Origin of the sequence: Komagataeibacter sp. SM21, from assembly GCF_041402665.1 — a bacterium.
Classification (GTDB): domain Bacteria; phylum Pseudomonadota; class Alphaproteobacteria; order Acetobacterales; family Acetobacteraceae; genus Komagataeibacter; species Komagataeibacter saccharivorans.
Map to the genome: position 1 here is coordinate 249021 of NZ_JBGLOV010000003.1, position 13368 is coordinate 262388.

The following is a 13368-nucleotide window of genomic DNA, read 5'->3' on the forward strand; positions in this document are numbered from 1 at the left end:
AGGCGCTATGCGCTCAGTAACCACCGCCGTACGGATAATAGGCCGGAGGGGGCGGTGACGGCGGCTGGGCGGGATAATAGGCCGGTGGCGGCGGGGCGGCGTTCCGTTCCGCAAGGGCGCTGCCAAGCATGGCGCCGACCGCCAGTCCGGCAATGCCGCTACCTACGGCCAGTCCCGCACCCCCTCCACGGCCACCACCATGCCAGCCGCGCCCCGGCGGCGGACCACGGTGCCAGCCTGGTCCCCCTGGTCCACCCGGCCCGCGCCACGGCTGGGCCTGCGCAGCCGGTACGGCCGATATCAGGATTCCCAGTGCAAGGCTGCCGGACAGCAGGGATGTAGCAAATTTACGCAGATACATGGACTTGGAAAACCTCGACATATCATGAAGTCGGAAGACTGCGGTTTTATGACCCCCACTCGTGTCGAAACAATGGCCGGAAATTGCCATGGTCCCGGTTCGGGGGACACATCTCAGGCAACCCATGGCAGACGCTTTGTCAGGGCAGATAACCGATGGCGGCGCAATTCGTTGCGCGCGCTGGCGTCATTGGCCATGTAATTAAGCTGGATGGTATGGCGCGGACCCACATACTGACGGTGGCCGTGCCATGTGTCCGGCCCGTTGGGAAAGATGACCAGCGTGCCGTTGACTGGGGCGATCTCGGCGGCGAAATCCTCCAGATCATGCCCGTTGCGCAGCAGCCGCAGGCATCCTTCGTGCCGTGACCATGCCGCGTTATCGGCGGCGTTGAGATAGAGCAGGACCGTCACCCGCTTGCATGCGGAGTCGCGGTGGATGCGGCCATCCTTTGCGCGCGTGCGCCCGCGCAGGGTCAGCATGGTGGGCGCGTCATCCAGATCCAGCCCGAATTTCGTGGCGATGATGCCGCGCAGGCGGGGCTGCTGCAGTTCATCGACCAGTTGTGCCATAAGGGGCGTAAGGCCCAGCGCCTGCGGCGGGAAGGACCCGCCGGAGCGGATGACGGGCAGGCTTGCCGCAAGGGCGCGCAGGTCGTCGGCCCGGATGAAGTCCGGCACCACCGCATGCGCGAACGGTTCGGTCGAGACCGTTGCGGCCTCCAGCGCGGCATAGTCGGGAATAACGGGTTGGATCATGCCATCCTGCATGTTGTCTGGGTGAACCGGGCCAAGATTAGGCCCGGTTTCCTCCCGTCGCAAGCAGCGACCCCGGCGGGCTTACGTCTTCACGGTATCCACCGCATCCAGCACGCGGCTGGAATAGACCAGCGCCGCACCCGCGTTCAGCGCGATGGCGACGCCCAGGGCTTCGGCTATTTCCTCCTTCGTTGCACCCGCTTTCACCGCGGCTTCGGAATGGACGGATATGCAGCCGTCGCACCGTGTGGTCACCGCCACGGCCAGCGCGATCAGTTCGCGCGTCTTGGCATCCAGCCTGCCGGTGCGTGCGGCGGCGTGGTCCAGTGTCTGGATTCCCTTCATCGTGTCGGGAGCAAGGGTGGCGAATGCCGTTACGGACTGGCCCAGATGGGCGCGGTAGGCGTTCCAGTCGGTCATCACAAGTTCTCCATTTGGCCGGGTTTCAGTTCACCAGATGGAGAGAACGCCTGTCATGACACAGTTTGGCGAGATTGTGCCCTTGAAGGCCGTATTTTTACGGACTATCGGCGGAATATCATGGACACAGACATCGCCCCCGCCCGCCCGTCCGCTGCGGCGCTGCCCGCAGGCACAGGCCCCTTCGCCGCCTATGAGGCCCGCGTGGCTTCAGGCTGTCTTGATCGCGACCCCGAGCAGGAAAAGGCTGCCCGCAGGCTTGACCGCCTGTGGCGGGAACTGCGCGACTACCATCCGGTCATTCCGTCCTCCACGCCGTCGTCCGGCGGCTGGCTCGGGGGGCTCAAGGCGCGCCTTGGCCTGTCGGGCCGCGCCGCCCAGACCCCGGACCGCCCGCGCGGCGTGTACATGGTGGGACAGGTAGGGCGTGGGAAGACCATGCTCATGGACCTGTTCTTCAGTCTGGCCCCGGTGGAACACAAGCGCCGGGTGCATTTTCACCGTTTCATGCAGGACGTGCACCAGCGCCTGCATGACATGAAGGCGGCCGATCCCGACCTGACCGACCCCATTCCCCCCCTGGCGCGCCAGATCACGCAGGAAGCGTGGCTGCTCTGTTTCGATGAATTCCAGGTCAATGACATTGCCGATGCGATGATCCTCGGCCGCCTGTTCGACTACCTGTTCGCCGATGGGGTGGTGGTGGTCGCCACGTCCAACACCCGGCCCGAGGACCTGTTTCAGGACCGTCCCGGCGCGGATGCCTTCCGTCCCTTCATCGCCGTGATGCTGAAGGAGGTCGATACCGTCATCCTCGATTCCCCGCGCGATTACCGCCGTGGCAACGCGCCGGGCATGCAGACATGGATCACGCCTGCGGATCATGCCGCGCGCTGCGCGCTCGACTCGATCTTTACACGGCTGGCCGATGGCGCGCCGGTGCGGGCGGTCACGCTGGATGTCATGGGCCGCAGCCTGAAGGTGGAACAGGCGGCAGGCCCCGTCGCACGCTTCAGCTTTGCCGATCTGTGCGGCAGGCCGCTGGGGGCGGGTGACTATCTGGCGCTGGCCACGCGCTTTCCAAACCTTGTGCTGGATGACGTGCCCTGCATGGGGCCGGACAATTTTGACGAAGCGCGGCGTTTTATCGTGCTGATCGACACATTGTACGAACAGAACGTCAAGCTGTTCGCCTCCGCTGCGGTGGGGCCGGACGCCCTGTATGCGAAAGGGCAGGGGGCGACCGCGTTCGAGCGCACCGCCTCCCGTCTGGAGGAGATGCAGAGTGCGGCGTACATGCTGCTGCCGCATCTCAACGCATAAGGAGCGGAATGGCCGCAGGGTCACGCCATCGTGACGGTTATGGCGGTGGTGTGACTGATGGGGCGGTAGGCAAGCGGCACCGTCTTTGCTTGGGTATGGACCAGATCGCATCAGCAGGAACGCGGCCGTGAAACGGGATGTTTTCCTGCCCCTCAGTCCCCGGAAGCAGGGGCGGGCACGAAAATGTCAGTATGCGCGGCAAGCAGACCTGATCCTGATGATTGATGGCGGCATCCGGGCAAGGGTGCGGCTAGGGTAGCGATACAAATCGGGCCGGTGACACACCAAGCGCCGGACCTGAAAATAGCGCGGCCACAAAGGCCGCCAGCGAGGAGATGTCTTCAATATGGCGGGCGTAGATATTCTTTCGACCGCATTCAGCGGTGCCAATACGGCCTATCTGGCTGAATTGTATGCACGCTGGGCGGCCGATCCCAACAGCGTCGATCCTTCCTTTGCCTCCCTGTTCGCGGAGATGCATGAACAGGACGCGGAAATCGTTCAGGATGCGGAAGGCGCATCATGGGCGCCGCGCCCGCCCATGATCACGGGCGACGAACCCGCTCCCCTGCCCAACGGCAAGGCGGCTGGCGTCACGGCCGAAAGCCTGCGCGCGGCAGCGGATGACAGCCTGCGGGCGACCCAGCTTATCCGGGCGTTCCGCGTTCGTGGCCATCTTGAGGCCCGGCTGGACCCGCTGGGCCTGCAGGTGCCCAAGCCGCATGCGGATCTGGACCCGGCCACCTACGGTTTCGGCCCGAAGGATCTGGACCGTCCGATCTATCTGGGTCGCGTGGTCGCCCGCCTGATCGGGTCCGATACCGGCACGATCAACCAGGTGCTCGATGCGCTGCGTTCGGTTTATTGCGGGCCGATCGGTGCTGAATTCATGCATATTCAGGACCCCGAGCAGCGCATGTGGGTGCAGGCGCGGCTGGAAGGCGACAACTGGCGCAAGGGTGCAAGCCCCGAGCAGAAGAAGGTCATCCTGCAGCAGCTGACCGAGGCGGAAGGCTTCGAATCCTTCTGTCAGAAGCGCTATGTCGGCACCAAGCGCTTCGGCCTTGAGGGCGAGGATGTCACCATCCCGGCCCTGCATGCGATCATCGATCAGGCGGCGCTGGGTGGTGTGCGCTCGGTGGCGATCGGCATGCCGCATCGCGGGCGTCTGAACACGCTCGTCAACATCGTGCGCAAGCCCTACACCGCGATCTTCAGCGAATTCGCGGGCGCGTCCTTCAAGCCGGACGACGTGCAGGGTTCGGGCGATGTGAAATACCATCTGGGCACCTCCACCGATGTGGAGATCGGCGGCACGCCGGTCCATATCTCGCTCCAGCCCAACCCCTCGCATCTGGAAGCGGTTGATCCGGTCGTGATCGGCAAGGTCCGCGCGACGCAGGATGACGACGATCCCACCCAGCGGGGCCGCCATATGGGCGTCCTGCTGCATGGTGACGCGGCCTTTGCCGGTCAGGGCATCGTGTATGAAACGCTGGCGATGTCGCAGCTCATCGGTTACCGCACGGGCGGCACGATCCATGTGGTCGTCAATAACCAGATCGGCTTCACCACCGTATCCGTCCATTCCTTTTCCGGGCTGTACTGCACGGACGTGGCCAAGGCGGTGCAGGCCCCGATCCTGCATGTGAATGGCGACGAGCCGGAAGCGGTGATCTACTGTTCGCGTCTGGCTGCCGAGTTCCGCCAGAAATTCGCGGCGGATGTGGTGCTGGACATCGTGGGCTACCGTCGCCACGGACATAACGAGTCCGATGAGCCGTCCTTCACCCAGCCGATCATGTACAAGGCGATCGCGGCCCGCCCGACGGTGCGCAAGCTGTATTCCGACCGTCTGGTGCGCGAAGGCGTCGTGACCGAAGATCAGGTCACCAGTGAATGGGACGGCTTCCACAACAGGCTGGAACAGGCCTATCAGGCGGCGCAGGGCTACAAGCCCAACAAGGCCGACTGGCTGGAAGGCGCGTGGAAGGGCCTCAAGCCGCCGCCGGTGGATACGACCCGCCCCGCGCCGGAAACCGGCGTTTCCATCGAACGGCTCAAGGAAGTGGGCACGGCGCTTGCGCGTGTGCCTGACGATTTCAACGTCAATTCCAAGATCGCCCGCCAGCTCAAGGCCAAGGCCGCGATGTTTGAAAGTGGCGAGGGGATCGACTGGGCCACGGGTGAAGCCCTTGGTTTCGGCACGCTGCTGCTGGACAAGCACAAGGTCCGTCTGTCGGGTGAGGACTGCCAGCGTGGGACGTTCAGCCAGCGTCATGCGGTGCTGATCGATCAGGTGAACCAGAACACCTATATCCCGCTGAACAATATCGCTCCCGAACAGGCGGCGATCGAGATCTACAACTCGCTCCTGTCAGAATTCGGCGTGCTGGGCTTTGAATACGGCTACTCGCTGGCGGACCCCAACGCGCTGGTGCTGTGGGAAGCGCAGTTCGGTGACTTCGCCAACGGCGCGCAGGTCATCATCGATCAGTTCATCGCATCGGGTGAGACCAAGTGGCTGCGTATGTCCGGTCTCGTGATGCTGCTGCCACACGGGTATGAGGGGCAGGGGCCGGAACATTCTTCCGCCCGTCTGGAACGCTATCTCCAGCTCTGCGCCGAAAACAACATGCGCGTGTGCAACCTGACCACGCCGGCGAACTACTTCCATGCGCTGCGTCGCCAGCTTTTCCTTGATTACCGCAAGCCGCTCATCATCATGACGCCGAAATCCCTGCTGCGTCACAAGCTGGCGGTGTCGGAAGTGAAGGATTTCGGGCCGGGCACCCGCTTCCTGCCGGTGATTGGTGAAATCGACCCGATCGTCGATCCGGGGAAAGTCGAACGCGTGGTGATCTGCTCGGGCAAGGTCTATTATGACCTGCTGGCCGAACGGCGCGAGCGCAAGCTGGACAATGTCGCCATCCTGCGCCTTGAGCAGTTCTATCCCTTCCCGGACAAGATGCTGGCCGAGGAACTGGCCCGTTACCCGCAGGCCAAGGTCATCTGGTGCCAGGAAGAACCCGAAAACATGGGTGGCTGGAACTTTGTCGATCGCCTGATCGAAGGCGTGCTGGCTTCCGTTGGCCACAAGAGTACCCGCCCGGAATATGTCGGGCGCATCGCTGCCGCCAGCCCCGCGACCGGTCTGGCCAAGGTCCATATTGCCGAACAGACCGCGCTGGTGAACAAGGCGCTGGGTGTCGGGGCCTGACGGAACGGGTTGGAATACGCGTAATCGGGGGCGGCAGGCTGGTCGCCCCCATAAATAATGATAAGGCCCGACCGGTGTCGCGCTGACGCGCCGGACGGGCAAGGGATTGGGAAATAAAAAATGTCTGCCGAGATCAAGGTACCGACTCTGGGTGAAAGTGTTACCACCGCAACCGTTGCAAAATGGCTGAAACAGCCGGGCGATGCCGTGAACGCGGATGACCCGGTGGCCGAACTGGAAACCGACAAGGTCAGCGTGGAAGTCCCCGCCCCGCAGGCAGGCGTGCTTGGCCCGCTTCTGGTGCCCGAAGGTTCTGAAGTGGAAGTCGGCACCGTGCTGTCCACGGTCGAAGCCGGCAGCGGCGCCGCCCCCAAGCCTGCGGCACCCGCCCCGGTGACCGCGCCCGCTGGCGTGCAGGCCCAGCCCGTGGCCAGCGGCCCGGTTGCCCGTCCCGCCACCCCGCCGTCCGATGTGGTGGCGCAGGGTGCGGCTGCGGTGGCGTTCCCCGCCGCGCGCAAGATCATGGCGGAACAGGGCGTATCGGCCGCGCAGGTTGGCACCGGCACGGGCAAGGATGGCCGGATCACCAAGGGTGACGTGCAGACATTCCTGTCCCAGCCGCGCGTGGCCCAGCCCGCGGCGGCGCCCCGCCCGCCCCGTCAGGATGATCCGCGTGAAGAACGCGTGAAGATGACCCGCCTGCGCCGCACCATCGCGCGTCGCCTGAAGGATGCGCAGAACACCGCCGCCCTGCTGACCACCTTCAACGAGGTGGACATGTCGGCCGTGATGCAGATGCGCACGGAATACAAGGACCTGTTCATCAAGAAGCATAACGGCGTGAAGCTGGGCTTCATGTCCATCTTCAGTCGCGCGGTCATCGCGGCGTTGCAGGAATTCCCCGCCATCAATGCCGAAATCGACGGCGATGACGTGATCTACCGCGAATTCGTCAATCTCGGCATTGCCGTGGGCGGTCCGAACGGTCTGGTCGTGCCGGTGATCCGCGATGCGGACAAGATGAACTTCGCCCAGATCGAAGGGGCGATCGCGGGCTTTGGCAAGAAGGCGCGCGAAGGCACGCTGAAGATTGATGAACTGTCGGGTGGCACGTTCTCCATCACCAATGGCGGCATCTATGGTTCGCTCATGTCCACGCCCATCATCAATGCTCCGCAGTCGGCCATTCTGGGCATGCATGCCATTCAGGACCGTCCGGTCGCGGTGAACGGTCAGGTCGTGATCCGTCCCATGATGTATATCGCGCTGACCTATGACCACCGTATCGTGGATGGCAAGGAAGCGGTCAGCTTCCTTGTGCGGGTCAAGCAGAACGTGGAAGATCCGCGCCGTCTGCTGCTGCAGGTCTGACGCCTGCCGGGGCCGCGTGCAGGCGCGGCCCGTACGCGCAACCGCTGTATCGCAAGCAGGACTGAAGAGACATGACAATCGACATCAAGGTGCCCACGCTGGGCGAAAGTGTGACCACGGCTACGGTCAGCAAATGGCTGAAACAGCCGGGGGATGCCGTAAACGCGGATGACCCGATAGCCGAACTGGAAACCGACAAGGTCAGCGTGGAAGTGCCCGCGCCGCAGGCGGGCGTGCTGGGCGCGCATGCCGTAAAGGAAGGCGATGAAGTTGAGGTCGGCACCGTTCTGACCACGCTTACCCCCGGCGCGGGTGGCCAGAAGGCTGCCCCGGCTGCCACCAGCCCGGCAAAGCCCGCACCGGCCGCCGCTGCCCCTGCCGCCGCACCCGCACCCAAGGCTGCCGCTGAAGCCCCGGCCGAGACGGATTACGATGTGATCGTGATCGGTGCGGGACCGGGTGGTTATGTCTGCGCCATTCGCGCCGCCCAGCTTGGTTTCAAGGTGGCGTGCGTGGAAAAGCGCGCGACCCTTGGCGGCACCTGCCTCAATGTGGGCTGTATCCCGTCCAAGGCGCTGTTGCAGCAGTCCGAAAACTTTCATGCCGCCAAGGATGAATATGCCGATATGGGCATCATCATCGACAGCGTGAAGCTGGACCTGGCGAAGATGATGGCGCGCAAGCAGTCCGTTGTCGAAGCCAACGTGAAGGGCGTGGAGTTCCTGTTCAAGAAGAACAAGGTCACCTGGCTCAAGGGCACCGGCAAGGTCGAAGGCACGGGCCGCATCACGGTCGATGGCAAGCCGGTCACGGCAAAGCACATCGTCATTGCCAGTGGCAGTGATAGCGCGGGCCTGCCGGGCGTTGAAGTGGACGAGAAGCAGATCGTCACCTCCACCGGCGCGCTGGAGCTGTCTGCCGTGCCCAGGAAGCTGGTCGTGATCGGCGGTGGCGTGATCGGGCTGGAACTGGGTAGCGTATGGCACCGGCTGGGCGCGGATGTGACGGTGATCGAATATCTCGACCGTCTGGTTCCGGGCACGGATAACGAGGTCGCCAAGACCTTCCAGCGCATCCTGACCAAGCAGGGCCTGAAGATGAAGCTGGGCCACAAGGTGACCCGGGCGGAAAAGAACGCCAAGGGTGTCACCCTGACCGTGGAACCCGCCAAAGGCGGTGCTGCGGAGACGCTGGAAGCCGATGTGGTGCTGCTGGCCATTGGCCGTACGGCGGCGAGCAAGGGCTTCGGGCTGGAAGAAGCGGGCATTGAACTGGACAAGCGCGGCCGCATCGTGACCGATGCGCATTACGCGACCAGCGTGCCGGGCATCTACGCCATTGGCGATGTGATCGCAGGCCCGATGCTGGCCCACAAGGCCGAGGAAGAAGGCGTTGCCGTAGCCGAACTTCTGGCAGGGCAGGCGGGTCATGTGAATTACGGCGCGATCCCCGCCGTGGTCTATACATGGCCGGAGGTCGCGACAGTCGGCAAGACCGAAGAAAACCTGAAGGAAGAAGGTGTCAGCTACAAGGTTGGCAAATTCCCCTTCACCGCCAACGGTCGCGCGCGCGCCATCGGCATGACCGACGGGTTCGTCAAGGTTCTGGCGGATGCCTCCACCGATCAGGTGCTGGGCGTTCACATCATTGGCCCGATGGCGGGCGAACTGATTGCCGAATGCACCATGGCGATCGAGTTCGGGGCATCGTCCGAAGACATCGCCCGCACCTGCCATGCCCATCCCACGCTGAGCGAAGCGGTGAAGGAAGCCGCACTTGATGTGGACAAGCGCGCCATCCACATCTGACACGCCGGAATGAAAAAACCCACACGGCAGTATCCCTGTCGTGTGGGTTTTTCGTATCCTTCTGCCGGGTGTGAGATCAGGCGGGCAGCGGGCTCCATACCTTCTGGTGCGTAAGGTGGATCAGTTCCGCGGCGGAGACAGCCGGCGCGATGTAGAAGCCCTGCACGTAATCCACGCCCAGATCACGCACGGCATCGAACTCCTCGTGCGTTTCCACCCCTTCCACCGTTACGGTCAGGCCATAGCCATGACCGATATTGATGAGGGAGGCGAGCAGGCTGCGGGCTTTCTCATCGGTTGCCATGTTGCGCACGACGCAGCGGTCGATCTTGAGTGACTGCCACGGCAGTTCTCCCAGCGTGGACAGGCGCACCGTGCCATAACCGAAATTGTCCACGGCCAGCCCGAATCCTTCCTGTGCCAGTTCCCGCAGGCGCAGGGCACTTTTTTCCGCGCGGCGGCCCTGCAGCATCTGCTCGGTCACTTCCAGAATGAAACTGCGCGGATCAAGGCTATGCCGCTGGATTTCGCTGAACAGGTTGGTCTGCTGTTCAAGGTTCAGCAGGTCCAGATGGGACAGGTTGACCGCCAGTCGCAGACTGGACAGACCCGCTGCGTGCCATTTGCGGATATCGTCGTGAAAGGACTGGACCAGATGCGCTTCCATGATCTGCGCCAGTGCTGAATCCGTAAAGACATCCGCGAACACACCCGCGGACAGCAGCCCACGCACCGGGTGATGCCAGCGCATCAGGGCTTCCGCCTGTTCGATACGGCCCGTGCGCGTGTTCACGATGGGCTGGTAGTAAACCTCGAACTGGTTTTCCTGTACGCCCAGCCGGGCTTCGGCCAGAAGCTTTGCGCGCTTTATCGTGCTCTTGTGCAGGCCCGGTGTGAACATGCGCACCTGTTTCCCGCCTGCCTGCTTGGCGGCATAAACCGCGACATCGGCGTTTTTCTGCAACCCTTCCAGCGTTTCGTCGCCGGTGATGCGGGTGGTGCCGATACTGCCGGAAATGCGCACTGTCGCGCTGTCCAGCATGATGGGTTCTTCCAGCAGGTTCTGCAGTTTCTTCAGTATCGTCTCAAGCGGGGACGTTTTCAGGCTTTTATGCAGGATCAGGGCGAATTCATCCCCGCCCAGACGGCTGACGGGATCTTCGCCACCCACCAGTTCGATCAGGCGCGTGGCAATGGTCCTGAGAACTTCATCCCCCGCATGGTGCCCGTGGATGTCATTGACGGGTTTGAATCCGTCAAGGTCGAACATGACCAGAACCCTGGGTTCGGCATTGCGGCGCTTGCTGGCTTCCAGTGCGGCGATAAGGTGGGTATTGAAGCCCCCGCGATTGAGCAGGCCGGTCAGTATATCGGTCGCCGCCTGCTTTCTCAGCCGCATCTTGGCGTTCATAAGCTCGGTAATTTCAAAGCGCGCGGCGACGAAACCGTTGATTTTCCCATCGTTGTTACGGTGGGGAATGATGGTGGTTGCGACCCAGTAATGACTGCCATCCTTGGCACGGTTACACAGGTTGCCATGCCATGTACGACCGGTAAAAAGCGTTCTGTACATGCTGCGGAAGAATGCCCGGTCATGCTGGCCGGAATTCAGCATGCTGTGGGTCCGGCCCAGAAGTTCCTCGCGGGAATACTGGCTGATTTCGCAAAATTTGTCGTTTACGTACGTAATCGTCCCGTTTCGGTCCGTTACGGCTACAATCAGGACATTATCGACAACATCAGCCCAGAAGTCGGCATCGTCATGCGTAAGGGCGCGAAGCCTGTTATCATGTTGTGCGGCCATGCTGGTACCTCGAATACGGGCTGAACCGGGGGTGTGGCGTAAATTGATTTAGGACGGCTTCCCGCTTGGTGGAACATCTCTGGCGGTCTGCAATGTTGTTACCGCATCCCCCACTGTCCTGTGCTGGCGTACCCACTGCGCCAGTTCCCCCGGGGCCTGCGGACGTGCAAACAGGTAACCCTGCATCACGTCACAGTCCAGTTCTTCCAGCAGCGCGCGCTGTTCCGCCGTCTCGACCCCTTCGCCAACCACGGTCATGCCCAGCCGCCGCCCGATGCCGATGACCGCCATGGTCACGGCCTGCACGTTGGTATCATGTTCAAAATTATGGATGAAGCTGCGGTCCATCTTGATTTCGGTAAGCGGCAGCCGTGTCAGGCGCGACAGCGACGAATATCCCGTGCCGAAATCATCCATCGACAGCCCGCAGCCCAGCGCGCGCACGGCATGCAGCACGCTTTCGGTCTCGTGGCTGCTGTCCATCGTCACACTTTCGGTAATTTCCACCGTCAGCCGCGGGGGGCTGAGGCCGTGGTCCTTCAGCAGCGCGTCGATATAGGCGGGCAGCGTCTGGTTGCGGAAATGCACGGCGGACAGGTTCACGGCCACCGTGGGCACATGGATGCCGTCGCGGTCCCATTTCACGATCTGGCGGCATGCTTCAAGCAGCGCCCACTGGCCGATGGCCTCGATCTGGCCGGTTTCCTCCGCCACCGCGATGAAGCGGGAGGGAAAGATGTTGCCAAGGCGCGGATGATGCCATCGCGCCAGTGCCTCCACCCCCGTCAGTTCCAGCGTATGGATGCGGACCTGTGGCTGGTAATGCAGCTTCAGCATGCCTTCGGCCAGCGAGTCCCGTAGCGCCGAACCAAGGACAAGCCGGTCCTGCGCAAGCTGGCTTTTTGCCGGGCTGGCGAAGCGGAATGCCCCGCGCCGGTCCGTGCGGGCCCGCCGCATGGCGGCATTGGCGGTGCTGAGCAGCGATTCACTGTCCGGCCCGTTGGTGGGGAAGATGCTGATGCCGATACTGCATGAAATGGTCAGGGTATTCTGGCCAACCCGCATCGGCCGCGCGATGGTGTCCAGCAGCAGACGGGCGAAATCGGTGGCGTCCTCGTTCGTGCAGTCGGGTGCGATCACCACGAATTCGTTGCCGTTCGAACGGCTGATGATGTCGCCGTCTTTTACGATCGAGCGCAGGCGCTGGGCGATTTCCACCAGGAACTGGTCGGCGTAGATATGGCCCAGCGCATCGTTGATGTCGCGGAAGCGGTCGATATCAAGCATGAAGACCGCAAGCTGCCGGTTGCCTTCCTGCCTGGCGATCAGTTTCTCGATTTCACGGTGTACGGCGGTGCGGTTGAGCAGGCCGGTCAGCGGGTCAAAATTGGCGAGGTGGGAAATATGTTCCTGCGCCGCGTTCTTTTCAAAGGCCAGCGCGCAGAACGGCACGCAGGCATCGACCACGCGCTGCGCCCATGTATTGGCGCCCTGTTCCACGCGGGTATAAAGGGCAAAAATGCCTTTTACCTGCCCTTCGCCACAATGCACGGGCATGCTGAAACACTGCTGAAGCCCCAGTGAAATGCCAAGGGAGCGGTAGCTGTCCCATACCATATGCGTGGCATGGCGGGCGTCCGCGCGCAGCTTTTCCATTTCCGGGCCGGAAACCGGCAGGCTTTCCAGTGCGCTCCGGTAACGGTTGGGCAGGGTGGGGCTGGCCAGCACGAGCAATGACCCGTCCGGCTCGATCAGCAGGAAGGCCGCCACCGCGTCGGGCACAAAACTTTCCACCCGGCGGCACATGAGGTCGGCCACATCCTGCATGAGCGTGTTGCTGGCCAGGGCGCGTAACACGTCATTCTGTAAAATCAGGATCTTGTGCTGCTGGCACGCGCTGGTGACATTCTTCATCACCCCCGTGTAAAAACAGCGCCCCGTATCCGCATTGACGCGCGACAGGGAAAGTTCACCGCAGATGTTCATCCCGTCGCTGCGGGTAAAGGCCACTTCATGTGTGGCGTCGCCCTCGGCTACCGTGCTGTCACTGCTGCGATTGATGAAAGCTTCATAGCGGCTGCGATGCGGTTGCGGCAGCAGCGTGTCCATCGACTGGCCCAGCACGTCCTGCCTGTCGAGGCCCCACAGTTTTTCCGCAGCCCTGTTGAACAGGATCACCCGGCCTGCGTCATCAATGATAATGGTTGCATCAGCGGCCTGCTCCAGTGCCAAAATCAGGACTTCGGCACTCAGTTTAGGCTTTGGCATTGATCTACCTCGCACAAGGGGTAAGGGCGATCCGC

At 62.7% G+C, this 13368-nt stretch carries 9 protein-coding genes; 4 read left to right on the forward strand and 5 right to left on the reverse strand.

Annotated elements, in window-relative coordinates:
• Window positions 1–13: 13 nt before the first annotated feature.
• The 3 genes from ACBR42_RS05115 to ACBR42_RS05125 all read right to left on the reverse strand — a co-directional run bounded on the left by ACBR42_RS05115 (window position 14) and on the right by ACBR42_RS05125 (window position 1539).
• Window positions 14–361 (reverse strand): hypothetical protein, encoded by a 348-nt coding sequence (locus tag ACBR42_RS05115; RefSeq protein ID WP_102325076.1) that lies wholly within the window; start codon window positions 359–361, stop codon window positions 14–16.
• A 113-nt stretch (window positions 362–474) separates the two neighbouring features.
• A complete protein-coding gene (locus ACBR42_RS05120) occupies window positions 475–1119 on the reverse strand; it encodes a 2OG-Fe(II) oxygenase (protein WP_102325290.1) in 645 nt (214 codons plus the stop codon).
• Window positions 1120–1200: 81 nt separating this feature from the next.
• Entirely contained in the window at window positions 1201–1539 is a 339-nt protein-coding gene (locus ACBR42_RS05125) for a carboxymuconolactone decarboxylase family protein (protein ID WP_102325077.1), read from the reverse strand.
• A 120-nt stretch (window positions 1540–1659) separates the two neighbouring features.
• On the opposite strand from ACBR42_RS05125, the gene zapE reads away from it, so the two are divergent.
• From zapE to lpdA, 4 genes are all read left to right on the forward strand, one after another.
• Window positions 1660–2862, forward strand: a complete 1203-nt coding sequence (gene zapE / locus ACBR42_RS05130) for a cell division protein ZapE (protein ID WP_371207403.1) — start codon at window positions 1660–1662, stop codon at window positions 2860–2862.
• Between the two features lie 346 nt (window positions 2863–3208).
• Window positions 3209–6082, forward strand: a complete 2874-nt coding sequence (locus ACBR42_RS05135) for a 2-oxoglutarate dehydrogenase E1 component (RefSeq protein ID WP_102325079.1) — start codon at window positions 3209–3211, stop codon at window positions 6080–6082.
• A gap of 120 nt (window positions 6083–6202) precedes the next feature.
• Entirely contained in the window at window positions 6203–7453 is a 1251-nt protein-coding gene (gene odhB / locus ACBR42_RS05140; protein WP_102325080.1) for a 2-oxoglutarate dehydrogenase complex dihydrolipoyllysine-residue succinyltransferase, read from the forward strand.
• 71 nt (window positions 7454–7524) lie between these two features.
• Window positions 7525–9261, forward strand: coding sequence for a dihydrolipoyl dehydrogenase (gene lpdA / locus ACBR42_RS05145; RefSeq protein ID WP_118962611.1), 1737 nt, complete (start codon window positions 7525–7527; stop codon window positions 9259–9261).
• 76 nt (window positions 9262–9337) lie between these two features.
• Here lpdA and ACBR42_RS05150 read toward each other — a convergent pair whose 3' ends face one another.
• Window positions 9338–11065, reverse strand: coding sequence for a bifunctional diguanylate cyclase/phosphodiesterase (locus tag ACBR42_RS05150; protein ID WP_118962610.1), 1728 nt, complete (start codon window positions 11063–11065; stop codon window positions 9338–9340).
• Between the two features lie 48 nt (window positions 11066–11113).
• Entirely contained in the window at window positions 11114–13333 is a 2220-nt protein-coding gene (locus ACBR42_RS05155; protein ID WP_371207404.1) for an EAL domain-containing protein, read from the reverse strand.
• Window positions 13334–13368: the final 35 nt, after the last annotated feature.

Coding starts and splice junctions, on each gene's coding strand:
- ACBR42_RS05115 (WP_102325076.1), bottom strand. CDS start 361: ATGTATCTGCGTAAATTTGCTACATCCCTGCTGTCCGGCAGCCTTGCA.
- ACBR42_RS05120 (WP_102325290.1), bottom strand. CDS start 1,119: ATGATCCAACCCGTTATTCCCGACTATGCCGCGCTGGAGGCCGCAACG.
- ACBR42_RS05125 (WP_102325077.1), bottom strand. CDS start 1,539: ATGACCGACTGGAACGCCTACCGCGCCCATCTGGGCCAGTCCGTAACG.
- zapE (WP_371207403.1), top strand. CDS start 1,660: ATGGACACAGACATCGCCCCCGCCCGCCCGTCCGCTGCGGCGCTGCCC.
- ACBR42_RS05135 (WP_102325079.1), top strand. CDS start 3,209: ATGGCGGGCGTAGATATTCTTTCGACCGCATTCAGCGGTGCCAATACG.
- odhB (WP_102325080.1), top strand. CDS start 6,203: ATGTCTGCCGAGATCAAGGTACCGACTCTGGGTGAAAGTGTTACCACC.
- lpdA (WP_118962611.1), top strand. CDS start 7,525: ATGACAATCGACATCAAGGTGCCCACGCTGGGCGAAAGTGTGACCACG.
- ACBR42_RS05150 (WP_118962610.1), bottom strand. CDS start 11,065: ATGGCCGCACAACATGATAACAGGCTTCGCGCCCTTACGCATGACGAT.
- ACBR42_RS05155 (WP_371207404.1), bottom strand. CDS start 13,333: ATGCCAAAGCCTAAACTGAGTGCCGAAGTCCTGATTTTGGCACTGGAG.